This window comes from Rhizobium sp. Leaf306 (genome assembly GCF_001423425.1).
Lineage (GTDB): Bacteria > Pseudomonadota > Alphaproteobacteria > Rhizobiales > Rhizobiaceae > Neorhizobium > Neorhizobium soli.
Genome location: NZ_LMNX01000002.1, coordinates 659,182 through 684,382, shown reverse-complemented (window position 1 = coordinate 684,382; position 25,201 = coordinate 659,182). Strand labels below are relative to the sequence as shown.

General features: G+C 61.2%; 20 protein-coding genes. 9 read left to right on the top strand and 11 right to left on the bottom strand.

The annotated features are described in order from the left end of the window. Window positions 1-123 precede the first annotated feature (123 nt). Window positions 124-1,659 (top strand): HAMP domain-containing sensor histidine kinase, encoded by a 1,536-nt coding sequence (locus tag ASG19_RS11070; RefSeq protein ID WP_062456483.1) that lies wholly within the window; start codon window positions 124-126, stop codon window positions 1,657-1,659. Window positions 1,660-1,697: 38 nt separating this feature from the next. Then, window positions 1,698-3,218, top strand: a complete 1,521-nt coding sequence (locus tag ASG19_RS24620; RefSeq protein WP_062456478.1) for an endo alpha-1,4 polygalactosaminidase — start codon at window positions 1,698-1,700, stop codon at window positions 3,216-3,218. 18 nt (window positions 3,219-3,236) lie between these two features. On the opposite strand, the gene ASG19_RS11060 is transcribed toward ASG19_RS24620, so the two are convergent. Both ASG19_RS11060 and cobT read right to left on the bottom strand, forming a co-directional pair. Further along, window positions 3,237-3,629: a diacylglycerol kinase gene (locus ASG19_RS11060; protein WP_062456476.1), complete on the bottom strand. Its 393-nt coding sequence runs from the start codon at window positions 3,627-3,629 to the stop codon at window positions 3,237-3,239. A gap of 6 nt (window positions 3,630-3,635) precedes the next feature. Then, a complete protein-coding gene (gene cobT, locus ASG19_RS11055) occupies window positions 3,636-4,652 on the bottom strand; it encodes a nicotinate-nucleotide--dimethylbenzimidazole phosphoribosyltransferase (RefSeq protein WP_062456473.1) in 1,017 nt (338 codons plus the stop codon). A 209-nt stretch (window positions 4,653-4,861) separates the two neighbouring features. Here cobT and cobS point away from each other — a divergent pair, with 209 nt between their 5' ends. Genes cobS through ASG19_RS11040 form a run of 3 tightly spaced genes read left to right on the top strand, consistent with a single transcriptional unit; the run spans window position 4,862 to window position 6,609 of the window. After that, complete coding sequence (gene cobS, locus ASG19_RS11050; protein WP_062456471.1) at window positions 4,862-5,653, top strand: adenosylcobinamide-GDP ribazoletransferase; 792 nt, start codon at window positions 4,862-4,864, stop codon at window positions 5,651-5,653. Between the two features lie 18 nt (window positions 5,654-5,671). Next, window positions 5,672-5,908: a DUF1289 domain-containing protein gene (locus ASG19_RS11045; RefSeq protein WP_062458007.1), complete on the top strand. Its 237-nt coding sequence runs from the start codon at window positions 5,672-5,674 to the stop codon at window positions 5,906-5,908. Beyond that, window positions 5,905-6,609, top strand: coding sequence for a TIGR02281 family clan AA aspartic protease (locus ASG19_RS11040; protein ID WP_062456468.1), 705 nt, complete (start codon window positions 5,905-5,907; stop codon window positions 6,607-6,609). The genes ASG19_RS11045 and ASG19_RS11040 overlap by 4 nt, the downstream gene beginning before the upstream one ends. Window positions 6,610-6,627: 18 nt before the next feature. Here the strand turns inward: ASG19_RS11040 and ASG19_RS11035 are convergent, their stop codons facing one another. Further along, window positions 6,628-7,638, bottom strand: a complete 1,011-nt coding sequence (locus tag ASG19_RS11035; protein WP_062456466.1) for an AraC family transcriptional regulator — start codon at window positions 7,636-7,638, stop codon at window positions 6,628-6,630. 82 nt (window positions 7,639-7,720) lie between these two features. On the opposite strand from ASG19_RS11035, the gene ASG19_RS11030 reads away from it, so the two are divergent. After that, the gene (locus ASG19_RS11030) at window positions 7,721-8,917 is read left to right on the top strand and encodes an MFS transporter (protein WP_244474071.1); all 1,197 of its coding nucleotides are present in this window, start codon (window positions 7,721-7,723) and stop codon (window positions 8,915-8,917) included. Window positions 8,918-9,025: 108 nt separating this feature from the next. On the opposite strand, the gene ASG19_RS11025 is transcribed toward ASG19_RS11030, so the two are convergent. From ASG19_RS11025 to ASG19_RS11005, 5 genes are all read right to left on the bottom strand, one after another. Further along, the gene (locus ASG19_RS11025) at window positions 9,026-9,787 is read right to left on the bottom strand and encodes an ABC transporter permease (protein ID WP_062456458.1); all 762 of its coding nucleotides are present in this window, start codon (window positions 9,785-9,787) and stop codon (window positions 9,026-9,028) included. Then, window positions 9,784-10,722 (bottom strand): ABC transporter ATP-binding protein, encoded by a 939-nt coding sequence (locus ASG19_RS11020; RefSeq protein ID WP_062456454.1) that lies wholly within the window; start codon window positions 10,720-10,722, stop codon window positions 9,784-9,786. The genes ASG19_RS11025 and ASG19_RS11020 overlap by 4 nt, the downstream gene beginning before the upstream one ends. A gap of 125 nt (window positions 10,723-10,847) precedes the next feature. Further along, a complete protein-coding gene (locus ASG19_RS11015) occupies window positions 10,848-11,675 on the bottom strand; it encodes a sulfite exporter TauE/SafE family protein (RefSeq protein WP_062458004.1) in 828 nt (275 codons plus the stop codon). 348 nt (window positions 11,676-12,023) lie between these two features. Beyond that, complete coding sequence (locus ASG19_RS11010) at window positions 12,024-13,373, bottom strand: extensin family protein (RefSeq protein WP_062458001.1); 1,350 nt, start codon at window positions 13,371-13,373, stop codon at window positions 12,024-12,026. 255 nt (window positions 13,374-13,628) lie between these two features. Beyond that, window positions 13,629-15,458 carry a methyl-accepting chemotaxis protein gene (locus ASG19_RS11005; protein WP_062456451.1) on the bottom strand — a complete coding sequence of 610 codons (1,830 nt, stop codon included), beginning with the start codon at window positions 15,456-15,458 and terminating at the stop codon, window positions 13,629-13,631. A gap of 231 nt (window positions 15,459-15,689) precedes the next feature. On the opposite strand from ASG19_RS11005, the gene ASG19_RS11000 reads away from it, so the two are divergent. Further along, entirely contained in the window at window positions 15,690-16,085 is a 396-nt protein-coding gene (locus tag ASG19_RS11000) for an acyl-CoA thioesterase (protein WP_062456448.1), read from the top strand. Window positions 16,086-16,150: 65 nt separating this feature from the next. Here the strand turns inward: ASG19_RS11000 and ASG19_RS10995 are convergent, their stop codons facing one another. Both ASG19_RS10995 and ASG19_RS10990 read right to left on the bottom strand, forming a co-directional pair. Then, window positions 16,151-17,323: a DUF1501 domain-containing protein gene (locus ASG19_RS10995; RefSeq protein WP_062456445.1), complete on the bottom strand. Its 1,173-nt coding sequence runs from the start codon at window positions 17,321-17,323 to the stop codon at window positions 16,151-16,153. 2 nt (window positions 17,324-17,325) lie between these two features. Further along, window positions 17,326-18,804: a DUF1800 domain-containing protein gene (locus ASG19_RS10990; protein ID WP_062456441.1), complete on the bottom strand. Its 1,479-nt coding sequence runs from the start codon at window positions 18,802-18,804 to the stop codon at window positions 17,326-17,328. 423 nt (window positions 18,805-19,227) lie between these two features. Here ASG19_RS10990 and ASG19_RS10985 point away from each other — a divergent pair, with 423 nt between their 5' ends. Both ASG19_RS10985 and uvrB read left to right on the top strand, forming a co-directional pair. Further along, entirely contained in the window at window positions 19,228-20,130 is a 903-nt protein-coding gene (locus ASG19_RS10985) for an HNH endonuclease (RefSeq protein WP_062456438.1), read from the top strand. Window positions 20,131-20,225: 95 nt separating this feature from the next. Next, window positions 20,226-23,204 (top strand): excinuclease ABC subunit UvrB, encoded by a 2,979-nt coding sequence (gene uvrB, locus ASG19_RS10980; RefSeq protein ID WP_062456435.1) that lies wholly within the window; start codon window positions 20,226-20,228, stop codon window positions 23,202-23,204. Between the two features lie 437 nt (window positions 23,205-23,641). Here uvrB and ASG19_RS10975 read toward each other — a convergent pair whose 3' ends face one another. After that, the gene (locus ASG19_RS10975) at window positions 23,642-25,123 is read right to left on the bottom strand and encodes a hypothetical protein (RefSeq protein ID WP_156466480.1); all 1,482 of its coding nucleotides are present in this window, start codon (window positions 25,121-25,123) and stop codon (window positions 23,642-23,644) included. Between the last annotated feature and the right edge of the window lie 78 nt (window positions 25,124-25,201).

Below are 25,201 nucleotides of genomic sequence, written 5' to 3'. Positions count from 1 at the left end.
AACAAAACGGAAGCTTCACGGAAATGGCAAACAAATCCTTTCCCGGCAGCATCTTCTTAAGGTTTGCGGATTAGCCTCTCAAGTACCCCGGGGATATCAGTTTACAGGCCCAGTACACAGCCTATGAGTAGCGGCGTCAGCACATCAACCGACAAGAATATCGTCGATCGCACGCGCAGCCACCGCAACAAGGCTGTCTCGAAGGCTGTCCGTGCGACCCGTGATCGGCTGCAGTCGTCGTCCAATGGCAATTTTGCGTTTGATCGCGATATGCTCTCCATCCATATCGGCTCCGGTTTGCAGGCGGCACTGATGACGCCGCTCGTCGTTGCTGTCGTCACCGCCATCGGCTTCTATCTCAATCCGGATATCCACATCTTCGCCTGGGCGCTGCTGATGCTGTGCCTGCACGCGATCAACGTGCTTCTGGCACGCCGTGCGAGCAAGGTGGAGATAACGGCTGCCGACACCAGGAAATGGCGTAGACGCCTTCTGACGGGACATATCCTGCTCGGCTGCGGCTGGGGCGCCTTCGCGCTTCAGGGCTGCTCCACCTGCGCTGGCGACAGCTTCTATTTCTACAAGGGTGCGGTGCTTCTGTTTGCGGTGTCCTACACCGCCATGAGCACGTTCATGCTGCGCCAGAGCGTTCTCTACGGCTTCGTGCCGATGATTGCGGCGCTTCTCGGCATCGCCATCCTGTCGGGTCAGGTCCTCGATATCGGCCTTACCGCCATGTGCGCGACGGCTGTCGTGTTTTTCCATTACGTCGCCGAGCGCCTCTACCGCTCCAACCTGACGCTGATGTCCTATCAGTCGGAAAAGGACGATCTGATCGCCGAGCTCGAAGTGGCAAAGTCCATGTCTGACGAGGCTCGCCGCCGTGCAGAAGAAGCCAATCTGGCAAAATCCCGCTTTCTTGCCTCGATGTCGCACGAGCTTCGCACCCCGCTCAACGCTATCCTCGGCTTCTCGGAGGTGATGAGTTCCGAGGTCCTGGGCCCGCTCGCCAACCCGACCTACCGGGAATACTCCGGCGACATCCACCGCTCCGGCCAGCACCTCCTGAACCTCATCAACGAGATCCTCGACCTGTCGCGCATCGAAGCGGGCCGCTACGATCTGACGGAGGATTCGCTGTCGCTTCTGGAAGTGGCGGAAGATTGCATCGGCATGGTCCAGCTGCGGGCCCGGGCGAAAAGCATCACCATCCGTGACCAGTTCGAAAAGCACATGCCGCAGGTCTGGGCCGACGAGAAGTCGATGCGTCAGGTCATGCTCAATCTTCTCTCCAACGCCGTCAAGTTCACGCCCCAGGGTGGCGAAATCACCGTCAAGGTGGGCTGGACCGCCGGCGGCGGCCAGTATGTGGCGATCAAGGATAACGGACCGGGCATTCCGGAAGAGGAAATCCCGATCGTACTCTCCGCCTTCGGTCAAGGATCGATTGCCATCAAGAACGCCGAACAGGGAACGGGCCTCGGCCTGCCGATCGTCCAGGCGATCCTTGCCAAGCACGACGGCCAGTTCATCCTGCGCTCGAAGCTGCGTGAAGGCACCGAAGCCATCGCCATCCTGCCCTCGACCCGCATCCTCCAGAGCGTCCCCGCCATCGCCGACGCCCCCCCCATCGAGCGCCGCCGCAAAAGCTTCGCTTAACATTACTCCGCGACTTCAGTCGCGAGCCAGGTCACCAATTGGTCAGTTTCACAACGTCGTCCGGCAAAGTCACAGTCGACAACTGGGGCTATGAGCTGCAGGGCACGAACGGCAATCCGCTCGATGCCGGTCTGCTGGCGTCCGCGACGCATGATTTTCTTGTCATCGATTCAACACGCGACGGCAGCAATGCGGAGCGGTTTACCGCCGACGAGATCACCCGGATGAAGGACGGCATGGGCGGTCGCTCGGTGGTCGCGTCCTATATCTCGATCGGCGAGGCCGCGGAGTTTCGCGACTACTGGAAGACGACATGGACATCGGGCGGCGAAGCCCGCGACAAGCTGACGTCGAATGCCCCCGACTGGCTCGGTCCCGTCAACGCCGACTGGCCGGAATCGCGCAAGGTTCGCTATTGGGACAAGGACTGGCAGGACCTGATCTTCAACGACAAGAAGACCGGTGACTTCGATGCCATCGTCAAGGCAGGCTTCGACGCCGCCTATCTCGACATCGTCGATGCCTATTATTTCTGGGGCGCCGAGGCCTCGGCCAAGGACAGGCAGCCGGGCGATCCGGCCAACACCAAGCAGGCTGCACAGCGCATGGTGGATTTCATCGTCGCGCTGACGGACCATGCCCGCAAAACCAATCCCGACTTTTTCGTCATTCCGCAAAATGGCGCCTTCATCATGGAGGACCTCGGCTCCGACAGCGCCCGCAAGAAGGCCTATCTCGGCGCAATCGGCGGCATCGCAGTCGAGGACGTCTATTATGGCGGCGATGCGGACGAGAACAACAAGCTCAATCCGGACCGCGAGACGATCGATGTCCTCAAAAAGGATTTCCTCGCGAACGGCAAGCCGGTCTTCGCCGTCGATTATATCAACGGCACAACGCGGATCGACGAATTCAACAAGCTTGCTCTGAAAGACGGGTTCATCCCATACGCCGCACCAGATCGCGATCTCGACCGCCTGGCCGCCCCCCATGACGGCGACCCGGTCTTCATCCGCCCGACCGACAAGAACGATAGCCTGCGCGGCTCGCAGCTTGCCGATACGATCGACGGTCTTGCCGGCAACGACCGGATCGATGGACGCAACGGCAATGATCGGCTCGATGGCGGCAAAGGCAACGACACCCTGATCGGCGGATCCGGCAACGACAAGCTTTCCGGTGGGGCCGGCAACGACAAGCTCTACGGCGGTGCCGGCAAGGACGTCCTGTCCGGAAGCAGCGGCGCGGATATCTTCGTGTTCGATACGAAGTTCGGCGCGTCCAATATCGGCACGATCAGCGCTTTCAGTGCGAAGGACGACACCATCTGGCTGGACGACGATATCTTCGCCAAGGCCGGCAAGGTCGGAGATCTCCTGTCCAGCGCATTCCACGTCGGCACCAAGGCGCATGATGCCAGCGACCGGATCATCTACGAAAAGCTGACCGGCAAGCTGTTCTACGACGCCGACGGCACCGGCAAGACCCAGCCCGTGCAATTTGCCCAACTCGACAAGAACCTCGGCCTCACCGCCGCCGATTTCGACATCATCGGCTGAGGCAACGGGCCTTTCGGATCAGATCCAGATCTGCTTCACCACCACATAGAGCGCAAACAGGCCGTTGGCGCAGAGAAGGCAGAACACGGCGAAGGATCCGAGATCCTTCGCGTGCCGCCCGACAACCGAAATCTCCGGCGACACCCGGTCGACAAGTTCCTCGATTGCCGTGTTGAGCGCTTCCACGCAAAACAGCACGAGCATCAGGATGATGAAGATGAAATAGTCGCCAAAGCCGGCGCCGGCGACCGCGAAGATAACGATCCCGATCAGGAAGGCGTAGACCTCCTGGCGGAACGCCGCCTCGCGCCAAAGCCTCGCAAGGCCCTGCATCGAATACCGGAACGAGGCGATGATCCTGCGAAAGGTCGCCGCCTTCTCGATATTGCTGTCCAGCGGCGTCTTTTCCATCCAGCATCAGTCCTTGTTGCTGACGCCGGCCTGCTCGAAAGTCGCCATGCCGGTGTGACACGCCGCCGCCGCCTTGACGATCCCGGCCGCGAGTGCTGCACCGGTACCCTCGCCCAGCCGCATGCCGAGCGCCAGAAGCGGCGTCTTGCCGAGCTTCTCGATGGCCTTCAGATGCCCCGGCTCACCAGAGACATGGCCGATCAGGCAGTGGTCGATCGCCGACGGATTGGCCGCCTTCAAGATAGCGGCCGCAGCCGTCACCACATAACCATCGAGCAGAACGGGGATCTTCTCCATCCGCGCCGCGAGGATAGCGCCGGCGATCGCTGCAAGCTCGCGCCCGCCGAGGCGACGCAGCACTTCCAGCGGGTCCGACAGATGCTCCTTGTGGAACTCGACCGCCTGCTTCACCACCGCCACTTTGCGGGCGAGAAGCTCGCCATGCGAACCGGTCCCGGGTCCAACCCAGTCTTCCGCTTCGCCGCCGTAGAGCGCCAGATTGATCGCGGCCGCAACCGTGGTGTTGCCGATCCCCATTTCGCCGATGCACAGAAGATCCGTGCCGCCGGCAATCGCCTCCATGCCGAACGCCATCGTCGCTGCACAGTCGCGCTCGGAAAGTGCCGCTTCGGTGGCGATGTCGCCGGTCGGATAATCCAGTGCCAGATCGAATATCTTCAGACCAAGATCATGCGTGACGCAGATCTGGTTGATCGCCGCACCGCCGGCCGCAAAGTTCTCGACCATCTGCTGCGTCACCGACGAGGGAAACGGCGTAATCCCGTGTCTGGTGACACCGTGATTGCCGGCAAAGATCGCCACCAGCGGCCGCGTGACGCTCGGCGCCCGCCCAGACCAGGCCGCCAGCCAATAGGCGATCTCTTCAAGACGTCCGAGCGAGCCCGCCGGCTTGGTCAGTTGCGCGTCGCGTTCGCGGGCCGCCACCAATGCCCTTGCATCGGGACCGGGGAGGTTCTGCATCAGGGTGCGGAAATCGTCGAACGGCAGGCCGGTCATGCTCATGGAAAACTCTCTTCGGTCTTTTCGGGCGGTATCGTCTTCTGACGCTGGATCGGGTAGGGATTGATCATTCAGCAAATCATATTTTATGCGCCCTCACATAATCGGCTATCAGCGACGCGACAAGGTCAGGTCGAACGGGACAAGGTCAAAAAGGCTGCTGCCGAAAAACCCATTCTCAAAACAGGCCTCACAAAGCCAGGAGAGACAAACTGCTATACGCAAACCACTTCGTTGCAGATCTCGCCCGCTCGGTAGGGTTCCTCAGCCGCCTGCCCGTGCCGGATCGCTTCTTTGCCGGCTATGACGGCACGGTGTCACGTGCCGTGCGCGCATTTCCGGTCGCCGGATTGCTGATCGCGTTTCTCCCCGCTCTACTTCTGCTGGCCCTCTGCAGCATCCAGTCGACCCTTGGAGATACGCTCCTGCCGGTCCTGATCGCACTTGCCTTGATCACCCTCTTGACCGGCGCGCTACACGAAGATGGCCTTGCCGATGCCGCCGACGGTCTTGGCGGCGGACGCGATGCAGATCATGCGCTCCTCATCATGAAGGACAGCCGCATCGGCTCCTACGGCGTCGTCGCGCTGATCCTCTCCTTCGGCCTGCGCGCCGCAGCACTGGCCGGCATTGCGCGGCTTTCCCCCGAAGCGGCGGCTCTTGCCCTTCTCTCCAGCGCCGCCGTCAGCCGCGCACTGCTGGTTGCCCACTGGCGTGCCCTGCCCCCTGCAAGAAACAACGGGGTCGCAGCCGGTGCCGGAATGCCCGACGACGCCGCCCGCAATCTCGCGCTCATGATCGGCGCTGCCGCCGGCCTTGTCTTGCTCATACCCGGTTTCGGCCTGCTGCATGCGCTGATCGCGCTTGCCCTGTCTGCCGCCGCCGCCTGGGGCTTCACCCGCTACGTCGCGAAAAAACTGGGCGGGCATACCGGTGATACGATCGGCGCCACACAACAACTCTGCGAGATCGCCCTGTTATCGGCCCTTGCTCTCGGCCTTTGAACCCACGATATGGACGCGATGATTTCGCCTTGCACACTGATATGTTCGATCGACCTGAAAACAGGCTTTTGCGTCGGCTGCGGCCGCACTGGCAACGAGATAGCCGGATGGACCGGTTTCACCGATGACGAGCGCATTCAGCTGATGGACCTGCTGCCGACACGGCTCGATACCGTCGACCCCGTCAAGCTCCTGGAAGTCAGTCGCAAGAGAACCGCAGACGCCAAGATCAGGAAGGAAACAACAACCGCATGAACGGCTTTACCGTTGTCCTCCTCATCCTCGGTGCCGGTCTGGCGCTGCTTGTCTACAACCACGACAGCGGCCGCACATTCGGCATGGCCAACGAGGATTTCGGCAGCCTCGTCTATCTGATCCCGATCGCCGCACTTTTATCCGCCGGCGTCCTGCAGGGCCGCCGCGGCAACCTCGGAACCGTTGCCCGCCAGCTTGCCATCTGGCTGGTCATCATCATGGCGCTGGTTGCGGGCTATCTCTACCGAAACGACTTCAGCAGCTTTGGCGCCCGCATGACGGCAGGCCTGCTGCCCGGCACCGCGGTCGTCACCACATCCAGCGACGGCAGCAGCGAAGTAGTCATCCACAAGACGCTCGGCGACCATTTCAAAGCCAATGTCGGCGTCGACGGCAAGGTCCTGCCGATGCTGGTCGATACCGGTGCAAGCAGCATCGTATTGACCTACGAAGATGCACGCCGCATCGGCCTTGATCCTTCGGCGCTGAGCTACTCGGTAACTGTCATGACCGCCAACGGCCGCGCCCAGGCAGCGCCGGTGCGTTTGAGCGAAGTCTCGATCGGCCCGATCGTCCGGCGCGATGTCCGCGCCATGGTGGCGGAAGAAGGCAGGCTCGACGAAAGCCTTCTCGGCATGACCTTCCTCTCCACACTCAGCTCGATGCAGATGCAGTCCGATGAGCTGAGGCTAAAGGATTAGCGGCTTCCGCTGCCAAACCTACTCGGCAGCGACCAAGGACACCGCAGCAAGGGGCGCCAGCGCTCGGACCGGATCGGCCTTGTTGCGATAATGGCTCGGCGGATCGCCGATCACACGTTTGAAGGCGCGGCTGAACGAGGCCTCGGCGTCATAGCCCAGCCGCTCGGCAACCATCGCCACGCGCATCCCGTCCTTCAGCCACAGCCGGGCCTGGTGCATCCGCACCCTCGCCACATACCGCGCAGGCGTTTCGCCGACGACGCGTGCGAACCGTTCCGCAAAGCCCGAGCGGGAGATGCCCATCAGCCGCGCCAGCTCCACATTGTTCCAGTCGCGTTCCGGCTGAAGATGGATGGCCGCAAGCACGCGGCCGACATCGGGGCTCCGAACGGCTGCGATCCAGCCGCGCGTCTCGCCGCAGCCGTGTTCAACCCAGGTGCGGATCATCGTTGCCATCAGCACGTCAGCCAATCGCGCCAGAATGCCACCGGCACCGACTCGGTCCATATCCACTTCGCGCGTCATCGCCTCGAGGAGATGCGGAATGGCCGGGTCATCCTTGGCAAGATCGCTGGTCAGCATCGTCTCCGGCATCATCTGCAAAAGCGGATGCAGCCGGTCGACGTTGAAGCGAAGGGAGCCGCTGAACACCAGCGTACCGCCGCTCTCGGAAGTATTGCGGCACTTCAGATCGTAGATGCCGGTGCAGACTTCCTTGCGGCCGTAGTGTTCGAACGGCAGGGTGGGTGCATCGGCAGCGCTCGCCAGAACATGCGCCTCGCCCCGCGGGATCAGCACCGCATCGCCGGTTTTCAACTCCTGCCAGTTGCCAGTTTCGGTCTTGATGATCGCCCGGCCGCATTTGATGAAATGAAACCGCGCGGCATCCTGCGCCGGAAACGCCGTTCCCCACGGCTCGGCCAGACGGCAGCGACCGTAGTCGACCCCATCAAGGCGAAGCCCCCGCAACATTTCGGTCAGCGGATCGGACGTAAGGTCAGATGTCAGTTTGGACGAATGATCAAGCATATCGGATTATCTAGCATGGAACATCCGGCGAGTGAAGCCTATCCAGGGCGCATCATTCAGTCAGGAGTCTACACCAATGGATATGAGCGTCCAACGAGCCACGTCGCCGCAGGCCGACGACACACCCGCGCGCTGGGGAGCTGTCATATCGTTGACGCTTGGCGTCTTCGGCCTTGTCACCGCGGAATTCCTGCCCGTCAGCCTGCTGACGCCGCTGTCGGCGGATCTCGGCGTCGGCACCGGCGTTGCGGGCCAGTCGATCACGACGACCGCCGTCATTGCAGCCATCGCCGGGCCCGGCGTCATCATCGGCACCCGCAATATCGACCGGCGCTGGACGGTTCTCGCCCTGACCACGCTTCTGATCCTGTCGAGCCTGCTGGCGGCAGTCGCCAACCACATCGTCATGCTGCTGGCCGCCCGTGTCCTGCTCGGCATCGGCCTTGGCGGGTTCTGGGCCATGTCGGCAGCACTTGCCATGCGCCTCGTGCCGCCGGCCCGCATGCCGCGCGCCATGGCCATCATCATGGCCGGCGTCTCGCTCGCCACCGTCTGCGCCGCTCCGCTCGGCGCCTGGCTGGGTTCAACGCTCGGCTGGCGCTCAGCCTTTTACCTGTCCGCAGCCGTTGGCGTGGTCGCACTGGCCGTTCAGGCCTTCACCCTGCCCGCCCTGCCGCCGACCGGCCATGCAGGTCTTGGAACGCTCGCCGCCCTGATGCGCCGTCCGGCCATCCGCACCGCACTCTTCACCATCCTTCTCTTCGTTGCAGGCCATTTCGCCGGCTTCACCTATATCCGGCCGTTCCTGGAACGCGTGCCGAAGCTTGACGTCGAAACGATCTCGCTGATCCTGCTCGGCTACGGCATCGCAGGCTTCGTCGGCAACATCCTCGGCGGCATTGTCTCGGAACGCAGTGCACGTCTGTCGGTGACGATCTTCGGAAGCCTTGTCGCCGTATCGGCCCTGATACTGGCGATCGGCGGCGCATCGCTTGTCGTCTCAGCTGTCGCAATCGCCCTCTGGGGCCTCGCCTTCGGTGCATTCCCGGTCAGCATCCAGAGTTTCGTCGTGCGTCACGCCCCTGACGAAGCCGAAAGCGCCGGTGCGCTCGTGATCCCCGCCTTCCAGATCGCGATCTCCAGCGGTGCCGTCCTCGGCGGCATCCTGATCGAAACACAGGGACCGATCGCGGTGATCTCCTTCCTCGGTCTCGCCGCCCTCGCCGGCACCTCGGTCATGGCCGCCCGCGGCGAACGTCGGCGACTGTCACTGGGCTAGACAGGCCCGAACCAACGCGCAAAAGAAACGCCCGCAACAGCAATGTTGCGGGCGTTTCTGTGAGGGTCTCTTGAGTGGAGGCTGCCAGGTGCGGACCGGCTGAGCCGGTTAGTTCCGCAACCGATACCCGGTCTTGAACATCCAGCCCAACACCGACAGGCAGATCACCAGAAACAGCGCGATCATGCCGACCGAAATCATCGGATTGACGTCGGCGATTTCGTAGAAGCTCCAGCGGAAACCGCTGACCAGATACAGGACCGGATTGAGGTGGCTGACCGCCTGCCAGAAGGGCGGCAGCATGTCGATCGAGTAGAAGCTGCCGCCGAGAAACGTCAGAGGCGGCACGACCAGCATCGGCACGACGTTCAACTGCTCGAAATTCTTCGCCCAGATGCCGATGATGAAGCCGAACAGGCTGAAAGTGATCGCCGTCAGCACCAGGAAGAGGATCATCATGAATGGATGGGCGATACGGATCTCCACGAAGAAGGACGCGGTCGCGAGAATAATCAGGCCGATGATCAGCCCTTTGCTCGCCGCTGCCCCCACATAGCCGAGGAGAACCTCCGTCATCGCCACCGGCGCCGACAGGATCTCGTAGATCGTGCCTGTGAACTTCGGGAAGTAGATGCCGATCGAGCCGTTCGAAACGCATTGCGTCAGCAATGTCAGCATGATCAGGCCCGGCGTGATGAACGATCCGTAGGACACGCCTTCGATGGTCTGGATACGCGAGCCGATCGCCGTGCCGAACACGATGAAATAGAGCGACGTGGTGATGACCGGCGACAGCACGCTTTGCAGCAGCGTGCGGCGCATGCGGGCCATCTCAAAATAGTAGATCGATTTGACGGCTTCGAAATTCATGCCCGTTCTCCCGCTTTTTCAGCCACCAGCGCCACAAAAATATCCTCCAGCGAGCTTTGCCGCGTGGAAAGATCGCGGAAATGGATGTTCTCCCGCGCAAGCGTCGCCAGAAGCGAGGCGATACTGTCCTGCGCTTCCTCGCCCTGATAGTCGTGGATCAGCGTCGTGCGATCGTCGGACAGCGTCAGATTGTAGGATTCCAGGCTTTCCGGCAGCGCGGAAAGCGGTGCTGCAAGCTCCAGCCGCAGCTGCTTGCGGCCGAGCTTCGTCATCAGCTTTGCCTTTTCCTCCAACAGAAGAAGGCTGCCGCCATCGATGACGCCGACCCGGTCCGCGATCTCCTCCGCCTCCTCGATATAGTGGGTGGTAAGAATGATCGTGACGCCGCTTTCGCGCAGCTTTTCCACCACCAGCCACATGTCGCGGCGCAGGTTGACGTCGACGCCGGCGGTCGGCTCATCGAGGAACAGCACTTTCGGCTCATGCGACAGCGCCTTGGCAATCAGCACGCGCCGCTTCATGCCGCCGGAAAGCTCGCGCAGCATGCTGTCCTTTTTCGTCCAGAGCGAGAGGTCCTTCAGGATCCTCTCGATCAGCGCGGGGTCCGGCTTGCACCCGTAGACGCCGCGCGAAAAGCAGACGGTGTTCCACACGGTTTCGAACTGGTCCGTGGTGAGTTCCTGCGGCACCAGTCCAATCAGCGAACGGGTCTTGCGGAAGTCCTTCACGACGTCGTAGCCGCCGACTTTGACAGTTCCGGAACTCGGGTTGACGATCCCGCAGATGATCGAGATCAGCGTCGTCTTGCCGGCGCCGTTGGGGCCGAGAAGCGCTAGGATTTCGCCCTCCTCGATATCGAGATCGACGCCCTTCAGCGCCTGAAAACCATTACCGTAGGTCTTGGTCAGCTGGCGGATGGAAACGATAGAAGTCATTGTTACTCGCTGGGAGACTTGAATGGGGAAAGTATTTTCTGGATTGCCACGAATATAGGTTCAACGCGTCGTGCAACCATCCCCCGGTGGTCGAATATTGCGTTCGGATTTCGCGACCAATGGTGTCAGGCAAACACGCTTAAGAAGAACTGGATCGAAATTCCCACCAGAAACAGCGCGAAACCGAATTCCAGCTGCCGCTTCGAAAGCGCGTGCGCCAGCCTTGCGCCGTAAGGTGCCATCAGCAGCGTCACCGGGATCAGCAGAGCCACCGCCATCCAGTTGATGTAGCCGGTGGAAAACGGCGGCAGACCGGGCTCACCCCATCCGCCCCAGACGTAGCCGATCAGGCCCGGCAGCGAAATCAGCACGCCGACGCCGGATGATGTCGCGACGGCCTGATGGATGGAGCGGCCATAGAGGGTCATGAAGGTGTTGTTCATGACACCGCCGCCGATGCCCATAAGCCCAGAGAGAATGCCGATCCCCGTGCCAACAAGGAATTTGACCGGGTTCTTGGGCAGATCGTCGCCCAGCTGCCAGCTTGCCCGGTTGAAGATCATCCGAAGCGCCAGAAGCAGCGAGATGACGGCAAAGATGATCCTGAGCTCGGTGCTGGACGACCATGCCGCGACGACGGCGGCAATCATCGTGCCGAGCGGCACAGCAATGATCCAACCCTTCAGGAGATCGATGTCGACAGCACCGGCGTTTTTCTTTCGATGCGCCATGAAGGAGCGGATCGACGTCGGCACGATGATCGCAAGCGAGGTGCCGAGCGCCAGATGCATGCGCACCGCATCGGAAATTCCCAACAGGCCGAACACGTGAAAGAAGATCGGCACCAGGATCGCACCGCCACCGATCCCGAACAGACCGGCAAGAAGTCCCGCCAGCACGCCGGCGGCCAGAAGTGCTGCGATGAAAGGCAAAAGGTCTGCCAGCGGCGGCATGAGAGGCTGCATCGTTCGTCTCCGAAGGCAGCGCTCAAAAACTGGATTCTGCATGCCGCTGTCATTTTCCCGTGACGTTCTGACAGCATGATTGCGCAGAGGCAAGCAATGGACGCCCGGTTCCAGGTTTCTGGAGTGCCGCAACACCAAGCCGGTCGGCCGTTATCACCAGATCCTTTTCAGCATTTTCTTTCGCTTGCCGCATCACCCCGCCTCAGCCAAAGGCGGGTCTCCTACCGGGAGACAGGCTTCCCCCCGCGAGCCCTCTCCATTTCGCCGGCCTCCGGGTGAAAACCCCGAGCCGGCTTTTTTTTGCGGGCTTCGGCGTCAGCAACCGTAGCGTGGACGTCAGCTACAGTAGCGCCGACCGCCCTTGCGCGGGCGCAGGTCGAAGTGGAAGTGGTTCCAGTGCTCGGCATTGCTGCCGGGTCCAAGCACCGTGTTGAAATACTTGCAGCTGTCGGTCCGCACGGATTTGAGCAGCGCACCCTCGCGGAAGGAAAACAGCCCCTTCTTGCGCACGTTGATATCGTGACCGTTCTTGAGGACGATGGCGCCGATATCGATTGCGTTGCCCTTGGCATGTTCCGACATCGGGTTGTAGCGCTGCCGTGAATTGTTCATGCGACGGCAGGAATAGCCACCCATCGGCTGGATCTTCTGGATACCCGAAAGGTATCGCAGGCGCGCCGATGGCGCGAGTTCGCTCTTCACCCACTTGGCGAAGGCGAGCGTCACCTGACAGTTCAGCGTCACCGCCGGCTTGACATCGATGCCGCCGGAAAGACCGGAAAGCTTCACGGGGTAGTCGACGCCGCAGCTCGGACCGTTGGAGATGCGTGGCTGATCCCGGAACTCGACGCCCATCCGGCGCAGTTCCGCCCGGCAGCTCACTTCCGATTGCGGCATGACGTTGCGCAGAAACGGCTTGTCCGGCTCGCTCATCGGACCCGACTGGATCGTTGGATTGTTCGGACGCAGCATCGCCACCTGCTGGCTGCGAATCGGCGCACGGCTCGGCGGCGTCACGGGCGAACGGTCGCCCCAGACCTGGCTACCGCCGGCCAATCCGTCATTCATCATTTCATCGCGCGCGCCCGCGCCGAAACGCTTCGGCGGCACAATGACACGATCATCTTCGACGTTGGAAATCGGCTGGCGTCTCGCACTCAGTGCACGCGGATTGTCGGTGCCGATACCGTCGACCACCGGCTGGTCGCCGACGCCTTCGGCAATATCGCTGTCCTGCTCTTCCGCAAGGCCCGTCACACCGCTCTCGTCCGGATCGAAGCCGAGCTCGCTATCCATGTTGACGCCCTCTTCGGACGCGGCCGTCGGCATGCTGCCCTGCCCGAGCGGCGAGGAGGATACGGGCGGCGCCAGCGAGGCTGACTGCATCGGTTGAGGCGCGCGCAGATAATGTCCCCCGCCATTCGAACCCGTGTTCGAGGCAACCGGGGCATTCATCATGCCGACCGAAGCGGCTGGCGAAGGACCAGCCTGGTAACCTGAATTCGTCTGGTAGGGCGACTGGGCGATCGTGTCGGGCGGCAGCGGCGCTGTCGGCTGGATCGCGCCGACGCGCGTTCCCTTGTCGATCGTGGCAGGCGGAACGAGATCACCGGCAGAACAGGCGGCAAGCATGGTCGAGACCATCAGCAGCGCTACGGCTTTGCGCAGAAAGGTCTTCGGGGCCATCCGTCGGGCCTGCTTCTTCAGAAGCGCATACGCCATACCAGTTGCCACCCTCTGGTGCCGAAACAACACAAGCGTAAATTCTAGGAAGATTCAGTAAACGAAGCCTTGCCCAATCGAGGCGGTTTCAAGGTCATTTCATGCGGGCAGCGCGATTGCCGCAAAGCTCACCCGCACGATTGTGCTGACGATGGCATGTCCGCTGCTCATGAAAACACCCGCCCGCAAGCTGCGGACGGGCGTGTCCACGCCAGGCATTCAGGCCGCGCGCACCCGGTTCGGCTGACGATTGTCCCTGTCGGCCCCGCCATTCAGCCGGAAGGTCGAAAGCAGGTGCTGGAGATGATGGCTCTGGTCGGCCAGCGTCTGGCTGGCAGCGGTCGTCTCCTCCACCATGGCAGCGTTCTGCTGGGTCATCTGGTCCATGTGGTTGACCGACGCGTTGATCTCCCGCAGCCCGCCCGACTGTTCGTGCGCGGTCGTCGCGATCGTATCCACATGGGCGTTGACCTTTTCGACCAGCACCGCAATCTCCACCAGCGCATCACCGGTGGAGCGCACCAGCGCCACGCCGGTCTCGACTTCGTGCACCGAGGTGCTGATCAGCGTCTTGATCTCCTTGGCGGCGTTGGCCGAGCGCTGCGCCAGTTCGCGCACTTCCTGCGCAACGACTGCAAAGCCGCGACCCGCCTCACCTGCCCGTGCCGCCTCGACGCCGGCATTGAGCGCCAGAAGATTGGTCTGGAAGGCGATCTCGTCGATGACCCCGATGATCTGGCTGATGCGGCTGGACGACGCCTCGATACGGCCCATCGCATCCACCGCGCTGCGGACGATCTCTCCGGAACGGCCGGCACTTGCCTTGGTCTCGGCGACCATGACGCGTGCCTCGCGAGCCCGCTCTGCCGCAGTTCCGACTGTCGCGGTGATCTCGTCGAGTGCGGCGGCCGTCTCTTCCAGTGCCGCAGCCTGCTGCTCGGTCCGCTTGGCAAGGTTGCCGGTAGCGCCGGAAATGTCGGAAGCGCTGTCGCGCACCACATGGCCGGTTTCCGAAATTGCAGCGATGGCATTGTGAAGCGCTTCGACCGCCGCATTAAAATCGCGCCGCAGCTTCGCATAATCAGCGCCAATATCACCGAGCGAAACGGAGAGGTTGCCGGCGGCAAGTGCCTCCAGCGCCCATCCCAGCTCGCCGATCGCCCGCGCCTGTCTCTCGGCCGCAGCACCGCTGCTGCGCTCGCTTTCAAACCGTTCCGTCGCCATGGCACGCTGCTGATCGGCCTCGCGTGCCCGAAGTGCCGCACTTTCTTCGACGCTGTTACGCAGCACTTCGACGGCACGTGCCATCTCGCCCACCTCGTTCGGATAAGCCGTGCACGGAACCGCCATGTCGGTCTCGCCGGCCGCAATCGCGGTCAGCACGCCCTTTACCTGACGGATCGGTCGGGTCACGCTTCTGACCACAAACCAGGCGCCGGCAAGCAGCAGCACCGCACCACCCGCAAACATGGCGGCAAACTTCATCGCGTCCTGGCGGAACATCGCCTGAAGGTCGTCCGTATAAACACCGGTACCGACGATCCAGCCCCAGGGCGAAAAGCCGATGACATGCGAGTATTTCTCGACCGGTTCGGCGGCACCGGGCTTTGGCCAGTAATAGTCGACAAAGCCCTGACCGCCTGCCTTCACCACATTGGTGAATTCCACAAACAGGAATTTCCCGTTGGGGTCCTTGTTCTGGGTCAGGTCCGATCCGTTCAGTTCCGGCTTGATCGGATGCATCACCATGGTCGGGTGCATGTCGTTGATCCAGAAATACCCCGATCCGCCGCCATAGCGCATGGCGCTGATGATGGCCTTGGCGGCTGCCTGCGCCTCGTCACGGCTCATCGTGCCAGCAGCTTCGAGACCCTGGTACTTCTTCAGGATGGCAACAGCGTTGTCGTTCATCTGGGCAAGACCCGCCTTGCGCTCCTGCTCCGACGAACGATAGCTTTGAAACAGGCTGAACACCATCGCGCCACCGAGAATGACGAGCGACAGGACGACAAGGCTGTAGAGACGCCAAGAAATAGCGATACGCTGCATAGTTTCCCCCTCCAGTAAAACTGCGCGGAGCTTAGGTGAAGAGGGTTAGCAGGTCGTAAAGCATGTAAGCGGCGGAAACACTTACTCGGATTGGGTGCGCACGCACCAAAGCGGCATGTATCCAAGCCATGTTGCTGGAGCATTGCTCCAATCCAAAACAAGGGTGGGCCGGACCCGTCTTTCGCTCTAGTCTGGTCTCAACAGATACCAGACTCAGCAAGGACGTGACGAATGACCGAACAGCCGCAACCTGCCTCTCCGACCGGCGAACTGACACTGCGCACACTTGCGATGCCGGCCGACGCCAATCCAGCCGGGGATATCTTCGGCGGTTGGGTGATGGCCCAGATGGACCTTGCCAGCGGCATCCGCGCCACCGAGCGGGCCCATGGCCGCACGGTGACCGCAGCCGTAAAAGAGATGGCATTCCAGCTCCCCGTCAAGATCGGTGACACGTTGAACGTTTACACCGAGATCACCCGCGTCGGCACGAGTTCGATCACCCTGAATGTCGAAGCCTGGGCCCAGCGCGCCCGCTACCGGATGCTGGAAAAGGTAACGGCCGGGACCTTCGTCATGGTGGCGCTGGGAGACGACGGCAAGCCAAGACCCGTCCCGGCAGAATAACGGTCGGCTCGGACTGGCCCTAGTCTATCCCTTTAGCTAGCCGGTCTATCGCTGTAGATAGCCAGTTACCCCTGAAGATAGATGGAGGACCTGTCGAAGGACAGCCCGGGAAAGACGCGCGACGTCAGCTTGTCCGGCGCAATGCCGAACTGCTTGTGCAGCATGGCCGCGGCGATCTCGCGCACATCACCGGTCGGCATCAGATCCTGGCCATCCAGAAGCCTGTCCTCGGCAAGACCGGGCCAGGTCCCCATCACCTTCCCACCCGACACCGCACCGCCGGCGAGAACGGCAACGCCGCCGGTGCCGTGATCGGTTCCGCCGGTGCCGTTCTCGCGCACGGAACGTCCGAATTCCGTGACGGCCAGCACCACCGTGCGGGCCCAGGCGTCAGCACCCAATGCGTCCTTGAGCGCGACGATGGCAGCGGCAAGCTCGCCAGCCACCGATCCGAACTGGCTAGCCTGCTCCACATGCGTATCCCAGCCGTTGATCGAAAAGCTGGCAATCCGGTAGTCTTCCCGCAGCATGCCACCGGCAAGCCGCGCCATGTCGACGACGCTGCGGTTCCGCTTCTGGCGGTACCCGCCAGCCGAAAACCCCGTCCGCTTGACCTCCTCCATCGCCGCGGCAAACGGCGCGTCGGCTGCGTAGAGCCGATCGAGAAAGCCGATCTCGTCCTGCGCCATCTCCACGTCGCCCGTTCCCGCACGGTTGTCGGCCTTGTTCGGCCCGCTCAGGATCAGTTCCATCGACGTATGGATGTCGAGCGCCTTGCGGCCGTCGGTGCGCGGAATGACCGCCAGCGTCCGGTTGAGCCAGCCACTCTTCTGCGATGCGTCGGTACCACCGTTTTCCAGCATTGTCTGGCCGTCGAAATGACGGCGCCCGTCGCGGTAGGGCGTCGCGACCGCGTGCACGAAGGACAGCGCATTCTCCTGCCAGAGCGGCATCAATGCCGACGCCGCCGGGTTGAGACCGAAAAATCCGTCGAGATCAACAAGTCCGGTCCCGGGCGTCAGACCGAGCGTCGGTCGCAATCCGGCGAAAGCCGCATCGCCATAGGGCTGCACCAGATCCAGGCCGTCCATCCCTCCGCGCAATATGATCGTCACGAACCGGCTTTCGCCAGGAGCAGCCGCAACGCTGAACGGTGTCAGCACGGGTGCGGCAGCGGCGCAGCAGGCGCCGGCCAGAAAGCCGCGGCGGGAGAGCGAAGAGCCTGGCTTGATCGTCATCGCTATCTCCTGTTGAACTCGGGCGACGCCAGAACCATCGCGATGGCGTGGTTGGTGTTGGGTGCCTGAGCAATCACGTCCCTGGTATTCTGGCCCGCCGCGTCCCCGAGCGCCGCATCGAGAAACGTGCCGGGATCGCGCCTCTGGCCGAAACGGCCGGCCATCAGCCGCGCCCAGGCGATCCGCTCGCTCAGCTGGCCCGGCGACAGCCAGACACTCGCCAGGTCGGCATAGCCGGCCGGGCTCGGTGGCTGCCAGATCGGCTGGTCCATCCGCTGGAGCGCGGCAAGCGTCAGGTCGTTGGCGCGCGCGGCACGCTGCTTGGCATCCGCGCGGGCAGCCGTGCTGCTGGCCATCTTCAGCGCCTTTCGCATCGGTCCGTCGTCTTCCTGATCATCGTCGTCCATCTCGTCCAGCAACCGGGAGAGGTCCTTGTCGGAAATGTCGACGGCCCGGAATCCGGACACGACGAATTCGAACGGACGCTTGATCTTCTGTCCAGGATCGCTCCAGGCACGGGGATGATCCAGCATGGCACGATAGACGGCCTTCAGATCGCCCTCGGTTTCAGCCCAGGCTGCCGTCATCGCGGCAACCACATCCGCCGGGGGTTCGTCGGCAACGAAGTGGATCACCAGTTTTCGGCAGACATGTTCCGCCGTCATCGGGTTCATAGCCAGATCCTCGAGCATCCGCAGATGGTCCTGGCTCCCCGCCTCGTCGTCCTCATAAACCTCTCCGAGCAAGCTAATCGAGCCGCCTTCGGAAATGCGTGGCCGGTAGACGACTTCGAGAGCGCGGCGATCGACCGACAGTCCCGTCAGGATCAGCGCGGCGGCCCGGACATCCTCCTGGGTATATCCGCTCCCCGCGCCCAGCGTGTGCAGTTCCAGCAGTTCGCGGCCAAGGCTTTCGTTCACGGCACGCCCGCCCGGCCGCCCCGCGGGGGCGTCCATGCCGGCACCATCACTCTGGTCGAGATAGATCAGCATCGCGGGATGCAGCATGGCGGCTTTCAGCAGGTTCGCGAACGACCCGGCCAGATTGGGACGGATCGCCTCTGCCTCGTACAAAGGCACGACCATCCGCATCGGCAGCGACTTGAGCGCGCTGGTGGAAAAATGGTCCGTCCAGAACGATGCCAGCCGTTCGTGAAACCCGAAGGGCGACAGAATCGCCTGCGCCAGCCGCGCCATCGCATCCTGCCGATAGATCTGCAGCGCTTCCTTCTGGGTTTCCTTGCGAATGCTTTCGTTCGGCTTGCCGTCCTTGGCCGCCTTCGCCTCGGCCGCCCGCAGCGACATCACCCGAGAGGCCGTCTCGCGGCGGCCACCCGCTCCCTCGCGGGGAAAACGCGGCTTCCTTTTTGCGGCCTGGTCGAGCTGGGCCAGCAGAGCCTCGGCATCGCGCGGCGGCTCCTCGCCGGGACGCAATCCGTACCCGTAGCGAATCGCTGCCAATGTCGGTCTCGAAATCGCCATCCGGCCACTCCTGTTTCAGTCCCCCAGAGTCGGAGACGAATGTCTCCGAAACGAAAGACAATTACGGCCATTTCGCGACCCGTACGATTTGCCGCCAGCCAACCGCGGTCTGGGACCGAAGAACCTCGGAAGTGGCCCCTCTAAACGATTGTCATATGCCTCGGCAAGAATGCCATCAGCTGCGATATCGCGAACGACGGCTCGCCTGTCCAGCCACGGTCGATACAACATTCTGTCATCCGGTTACTTTACGGCGTGGGACTTCGAACACGACGGGGCGACCCGCAGGCCGGATCCACAACGTTCTCCCGCTCAACACCGGAATGGGCTTAACCTTTGCGACGCCCTTTAGCGGTTGCGGTTAATCCCGCGCCGGACTACCGTCGCGCGAAAGACGTGAACTGCGCATGCCGGGGAAGCTGAATGGTCAATGCAGTCTTCTACCATAAGGAGGACACCACCTATAAGGACGTGAGAGGTAAGCTTTACCATTTTCCTGGCACCTATCTTTCCCGCGTGGTCCAGACGATCGGCAGTATGATCGTTTACTACGGCCCGCTGACCGGTGTGTCCGGCCGTCACTACTCCGGCATCGCCCGCGTCCGCGCCGTCGAGCAGGATCCGGACCTCCCTAATCACCACTTCGCGCATCTCGACGAATACATCGATTTTGATAGACCGGTCGACTACCGAGAAAATGGTGGCTTCGAGCGTCAGCTGGTAAGACCTGACCTCTCCGTCAATGGCGGCCGAAGCGTGCAGGCTGTACGACTGATCGACGCCCACGAATTCTCTGCGATCGTGGAAGCAGGGCTTTCCGAACCGGACGAATGGCCAGCTCGCATCGATAGCATTGACGATGCCATGCCCGCACGGACCATGGACGAGCCGCCACAAGACGCGTACATCGCCGCCCCCGAGCCCCGCGCGATCATCAGTCAGGTCATCAACCGCCCGTTTCGCGACCTGAAGTTCCGGCAGCATGTCCGCAAGGTCTATGATCGTCGCTGCGCCTTTACCGGCCTGCGCCTTATAAACGGCGGCGGACGGCCCGAGGTCGAGGCGGCGCATATCATTCCAGTCGAACGGGGCGGCAACGATTCGGTGCAAAACGGCATCGCACTGTCCGGCACGGTGCACTGGATGTTTGATCGCGGCCTGTTGTCGCTTGCCGACGACTTCAACATATTATGCTCACGCCACCTCAATGCCGACGTCTCGCATCTGCTCGTACCCGACCTGATGGCGCGTGTGCCGGCCGAAAGGCACCTGCGTCCGCATCCCCATTACATTGCCTGGCACCGCGATAACATCTTCAAGCAGTGATGCCGGGTTCACCCACCCACCCCGTTGCCCTTTTGTACTCATTTTCCCACCATCCCCCTCTTCACTTTCCGCCATCCCGCCTCCATATTCGCGGCATGGCCAGATCTCCGAAAAAATCCCCCTCCTCCAAGCCCAGCGGTTTCGAGGAATCCCCGCAATCGTCGTTTGAAGGCGCGCCGCTGGAGGGGAATGTTTCGGACTGGGTGAGGCAGCTGGAAGCCGAGGCGGAAATGTCCGGCGTCGAGACCCAGCGCGAGATCGCCTCCAAGGCCGGCAAGCATCGCAAGAAGATCGAGATCGCCGCCCGCGAAGAGGCCATCAAGGCCGCCGCGAAAGACACGCCGAAAACCGCCAAGCACACGACCTCGTCGAAATCGTCCCGCGGCACGTCGATGGGCGGCTCGTCCGATCCCAAAACCCGCGCCGCCGCCGGCCTCAATCCGGTCGCCGGCATGGACGTGTCTCTGGAAGAGGCCGAACACCTCGCCACCGGCGCCGTCACCGCCACGGTAGAGGCCCTGTCGGCGCTGATCGAAAGCGGCAACCCGCTGTTCAAGGACGGCAAGATGTGGACGCCGCACCGTCCTCACCGTCCGGAAAAGTCCGAAGGCGGCGTCACCATCCGCATGGCCTCGGACTATCAGCCTGCCGGCGACCAGCCGACTGCCATCAAGGACCTCGTCGAAGGCATCAACAACAACGAACGGTCGCAGGTCCTGCTCGGCGTCACCGGCTCCGGCAAGACGTTCACGATGGCCAAGGTCATCGAGGCCACGCAGCGCCCGGCCGTCATCCTGGCGCCCAACAAGACGCTGGCGGCGCAGCTCTATTCCGAATTCAAGAACTTCTTCCCCGACAACGCGGTGGAATATTTCGTCTCCTACTACGATTATTACCAGCCGGAAGCCTATGTGCCGCGCTCCGATACGTTCATCGAGAAGGAATCCTCGATCAACGAACAGATCGACCGCATGCGCCACTCCGCCACCCGCTCGCTGCTGGAACGCGATGACTGCATCATCGTCGCCTCGGTCTCCTGCATCTACGGTATCGGCTCCGTCGAAACCTACACCGCCATGACCTTCCAGATGGCCGTGGGCGACAAGCTCGACCAGCGCCAGCTTCTGGCCGATCTCGTGGCCCAGCAATACAAGCGCCAGGACATCAACTTCATCCGCGGATCGTTCCGCGTGCGCGGCGATACGATCGAGATCTTCCCGGCCCACCTTGAAGATGCCGCCTGGCGCATCTCGATGTTCGGCGACGAGATCGATAGCATCACCGAATTTGACCCGCTCACCGGCCACAAGACCGGCGACCTGAAGTCGGTCAAGATCTACGCCAACTCCCACTATGTGACGCCGCGCCCCACCCTCAACGGCGCCATCAAGTCGATCAAGGAAGAGCTGAAGCTCCGCCTCAACGAGCTCGAAAAGGGCGGCCGCTTGCTGGAAGCGCAGCGTCTGGAACAGCGCACCCGCTACGACATCGAAATGCTCGAGGCGACCGGCTCCTGCGCCGGCATCGAGAACTATTCGCGCTATCTCACCGGCCGCACCCCCGGCGAGCCGCCACCGACGCTGTTCGAATATATACCCGACAACGCGCTGCTGTTTATCGATGAGAGCCACGTCTCCGTCAGCCAGATCGGCGGCATGTACCGGGGCGACTTCCGCCGGAAAGCGACCCTGGCCGAATACGGTTTCCGCCTGCCGTCATGCATGGACAACCGGCCGCTGCGCTTCGAGGAATGGGATGCGATGCGCCCCCTCACCGTCGCCGTGTCGGCAACGCCGGGCAACTGGGAAATGGAACAGGCCGGCGGCGTCTTTGCCGAACAGGTCATCCGGCCGACCGGCCTGATCGATCCGCCGGTCGAAGTCCGCTCCGCCCGCAGCCAGGTCGACGACGTGCTCGGCGAGATCCGCGAGACCGCCGAAAAGGGCTACCGCACCCTGGTCACCGTGCTCACCAAGCGCATGGCCGAAGACCTCACCGAATACCTGCACGAACAGGGCGTGCGCGTCCGCTACATGCACTCGGATATCGACACGCTGGAACGCATCGAGATCATCCGCGATCTGCGCCTCGGCGCCTTCGATGTGCTGATCGGCATCAACCTCCTGCGCGAAGGTCTCGACATTCCCGAATGCGGCTTCGTCGCCATTCTCGATGCCGACAAGGAAGGCTTCCTGCGCTCGGAAACCTCACTCGTCCAGACCATCGGCCGCGCCGCCCGTAACGTCGATGGCAAGGTCATCCTCTACGCCGACAAGATCACCGGCTCGATGCAGCGCGCCATGGACGAAACCGCCCGCCGCCGCGAAAAGCAGGTCGCCTACAACACCGAACACGGCATCACGCCTGAGTCGGTCAAAGCCCGCATCTCCGACATTCTCGACAGCGTCTACGAACGCGACCACGTCCGCGCCGATATATCAGGCGCCTCCGGCAAGGGTTTCGCAGACGGCGGCCACCTCGTGGGCAACAACCTGCAGAGCCATCTCAACGCCATGGAGAAATCCATGCGCGACGCCGCAGCCGACCTCGACTTCGAAAAGGCCGCCCGCCTGCGCGACGAGATCAAACGCCTCAAGGCATCAGAACTCGCCACCATGGACGACCCGATCGCCCGCGAGGAATCCAAGGCCCAGGAAGGCGTGCGCCGCAGCGCCGAAGCCACCCGCACCTCGCTGGGCGGCGGCAAAGGCAAAGCCGCCAAGACCGGAGACGAGGCGTCTCCCTCCTACTTCGCCAAACCCTCGCTCGACGACATGGGCCCGGGCACCGACACGGCCACACCGCTCTTCCGCCGCAACTCCCTCGACGAGATGACCGTCGGCCGCACCGAAAAACCCGCCCCCGGCACCCTGCCGGAACGCCCACCGGAATCGATCAGCACCAAGAAACGCTTCTCGCCGCTGCTGGAAGGCCAGCCGGAACGCGGCGAAGGCAAGGACGACCCGCGCCCCATCGTGCGCGGAAAGGTCGGCGCCGGGAGTTACGAGGATGCTGGCGATGCCAAGCAGCAAAAGCGGCGGACCAAGGGCAAGACGGGACGACCGGGGCGGTAGGCACCGACATGACGGCTCCGAACAGGCAGCGGTCACTCGCCCTCGGGAACACCGGAAAACACCTCCCCCTTGAGGGGGAGGTCGCCGCAACGCGGCGGGACCCGCCAGAACCTCAAACCATCACCCCACCCCGGCCCTCCGGTCCGACCCTCCCCCTCAAGGGGTGGGTAAGGCAGGTCGGCGCCGGGAGCTACGAGCATGCTGGCGATGCCAAGCAGCAGAGGCGGCGGACCAAGGGAGGCGCCTTAGCCCGACAGTCACATCGCAGAATGGATGGAGTCGGGTACCAACGGTTGTCCACCGCGTTACCCGACGCATCTCGTCCGCCACTGAATTAGCTGGGCGAGCCGCCCACCGAGGACTGGCCCAGTTGCGTAGCTTAAACTGCGTGGCGTCTCCAAATCATGGAAAGAACCACCAACTTCATAACTGGCCGTCTAATTCACGCTGCGTAATGATACTTTCTTAGCCACTGAATCTGATTTGCTCGCCTGCCGTTTTTCACCTAACACCGCGAATGCCAGTCCACCTAGACTTCCGACAATTCCTCCTTTGCGAATTGATGAAGGCACATAGTCTACACCGAAGGTCGTCTTGAAAGCCTTGAGAAACTCGTCAGAGTCCCTAACATGATAGAAGACAGGCCATTCCTGAAACTCCAACGCAGATATTTCGCCATTCTTTCCCGTTTTTTTCATCAGGGCGGCAACTTCCGTTGCATTTCCACGCACAGCGGCCACGCAACACTGGAAATTTATCGCCGATGCGGACCAGTCAACGCTGTCTAGAATGGCTACCGCTTCTTTTTCTTCGTTTAAGAGCTTACAGGCGTTTGCATGGTTCACAATAAACATACGACTAAAAATATCGACCCTAGGCCCGCGAAGATCTCGAGCAAAAGCAAGAAGATACTTTGCGAGACGGTACTCTCCACTAATAATTAGCTCAAAGCATAAATTTGATAGCAACGAGTCGGCAATTTCAGACTCTTCGGGCGCCAATTTCCGCCAACACACCTGGATAAGCTTCGCGCCAAATTCTATAATTATATCTAATGATTCTTGGAAATAAACTGAATCGACCGAGAGATAGTCTCCCTTTTTAACATTTAGATTTGCAGTTATATTTTTAGATACTCTCGACAAGTAAATATCGTTCACTATGCCGTTATTATGGGCAAATAAATTTCTCCTCTCAAATATCTCTAGAAATACGTTAATATTTTCGTGTTTGGATTTTATATCGGTTATACCTACCTTCTTTTCGAACCACTCAATCTGCTTCTCCGGACCCTCTCTAAAAATATCTTCTATCTCTTTTTCTATGAACTTATTTTTGATGTCCTCAATAGAGCTTGCACTAATTACATCAATCAATGGAATTGATTTCTCTTTCGTAATAATAATCTTGGGATTCATCTCGATTATTATTTTAGTTAGAAGAGCCATTTGGTGCTCATAGCTACTAACTAGACCCATCAGAAGCATCTGAGGTATTTCTTTGCCGACAATTTTAGAAGATTTCAGAATTTCGCGTATTTTAAGGAGCTCTTGTTTCTTCTGAGCAGAGATACGGAAAATCTTCTGATTAGGCTTTTCGCCGACTATCGAACCGTTTTTTTTCAGGAAATCAATGAGTGCTTCGCGCCCGATATTGTCCGAGATGAACGAACCGAGGCTGGCAAATAGCCTCAAAAATTCGATGTAACCTTTCATAGTGTCGGCAAAATTGACAAACCGGGTTGCCATGAGGGACTTTTCGCCCGTTTTTATGTTTTCGATCTCCTTCTCGATTTTTTCAACCAAGACGCCGTTGTCGAAGTCGAAATCAGAGAAATCGTTCTTATCAGAATACGAAAAGCCGTAGCCTTTTTCCGTATCGTCATAGAAACAGACGAATAAATCTGCTGCTTTTGCCATGCAATTGCGCCCCGAATCGTTCACCAGTAGGTTTAGTTTAAAGCACGTATAACGTGTTATTTGCAACTTTGGCATCGG

Coding starts and splice junctions, on each gene's coding strand:
- ASG19_RS11070 (WP_062456483.1), top strand. CDS start 124: ATGAGTAGCGGCGTCAGCACATCAACCGACAAGAATATCGTCGATCGC.
- ASG19_RS11060 (WP_062456476.1), bottom strand. CDS start 3,629: ATGGAAAAGACGCCGCTGGACAGCAATATCGAGAAGGCGGCGACCTTT.
- cobT (WP_062456473.1), bottom strand. CDS start 4,652: ATGAGCATGACCGGCCTGCCGTTCGACGATTTCCGCACCCTGATGCAG.
- ASG19_RS11045 (WP_062458007.1), top strand. CDS start 5,672: ATGATTTCGCCTTGCACACTGATATGTTCGATCGACCTGAAAACAGGC.
- ASG19_RS11040 (WP_062456468.1), top strand. CDS start 5,905: ATGAACGGCTTTACCGTTGTCCTCCTCATCCTCGGTGCCGGTCTGGCG.
- ASG19_RS11035 (WP_062456466.1), bottom strand. CDS start 7,638: ATGCTTGATCATTCGTCCAAACTGACATCTGACCTTACGTCCGATCCG.
- ASG19_RS11030 (WP_244474071.1), top strand. CDS start 7,721: ATGAGCGTCCAACGAGCCACGTCGCCGCAGGCCGACGACACACCCGCG.
- ASG19_RS11025 (WP_062456458.1), bottom strand. CDS start 9,787: ATGAATTTCGAAGCCGTCAAATCGATCTACTATTTTGAGATGGCCCGC.
- ASG19_RS11020 (WP_062456454.1), bottom strand. CDS start 10,722: ATGACTTCTATCGTTTCCATCCGCCAGCTGACCAAGACCTACGGTAAT.
- ASG19_RS11015 (WP_062458004.1), bottom strand. CDS start 11,675: ATGCCGCCGCTGGCAGACCTTTTGCCTTTCATCGCAGCACTTCTGGCC.
- ASG19_RS11010 (WP_062458001.1), bottom strand. CDS start 13,373: ATGGCCCCGAAGACCTTTCTGCGCAAAGCCGTAGCGCTGCTGATGGTC.
- ASG19_RS11005 (WP_062456451.1), bottom strand. CDS start 15,458: ATGCAGCGTATCGCTATTTCTTGGCGTCTCTACAGCCTTGTCGTCCTG.
- ASG19_RS11000 (WP_062456448.1), top strand. CDS start 15,690: ATGACCGAACAGCCGCAACCTGCCTCTCCGACCGGCGAACTGACACTG.
- ASG19_RS10995 (WP_062456445.1), bottom strand. CDS start 17,323: ATGACGATCAAGCCAGGCTCTTCGCTCTCCCGCCGCGGCTTTCTGGCC.
- ASG19_RS10990 (WP_062456441.1), bottom strand. CDS start 18,804: ATGGCGATTTCGAGACCGACATTGGCAGCGATTCGCTACGGGTACGGA.
- ASG19_RS10985 (WP_062456438.1), top strand. CDS start 19,228: ATGGTCAATGCAGTCTTCTACCATAAGGAGGACACCACCTATAAGGAC.
- uvrB (WP_062456435.1), top strand. CDS start 20,226: ATGGCCAGATCTCCGAAAAAATCCCCCTCCTCCAAGCCCAGCGGTTTC.
- ASG19_RS10975 (WP_156466480.1), bottom strand. CDS start 25,123: ATGGCAAAAGCAGCAGATTTATTCGTCTGTTTCTATGACGATACGGAA.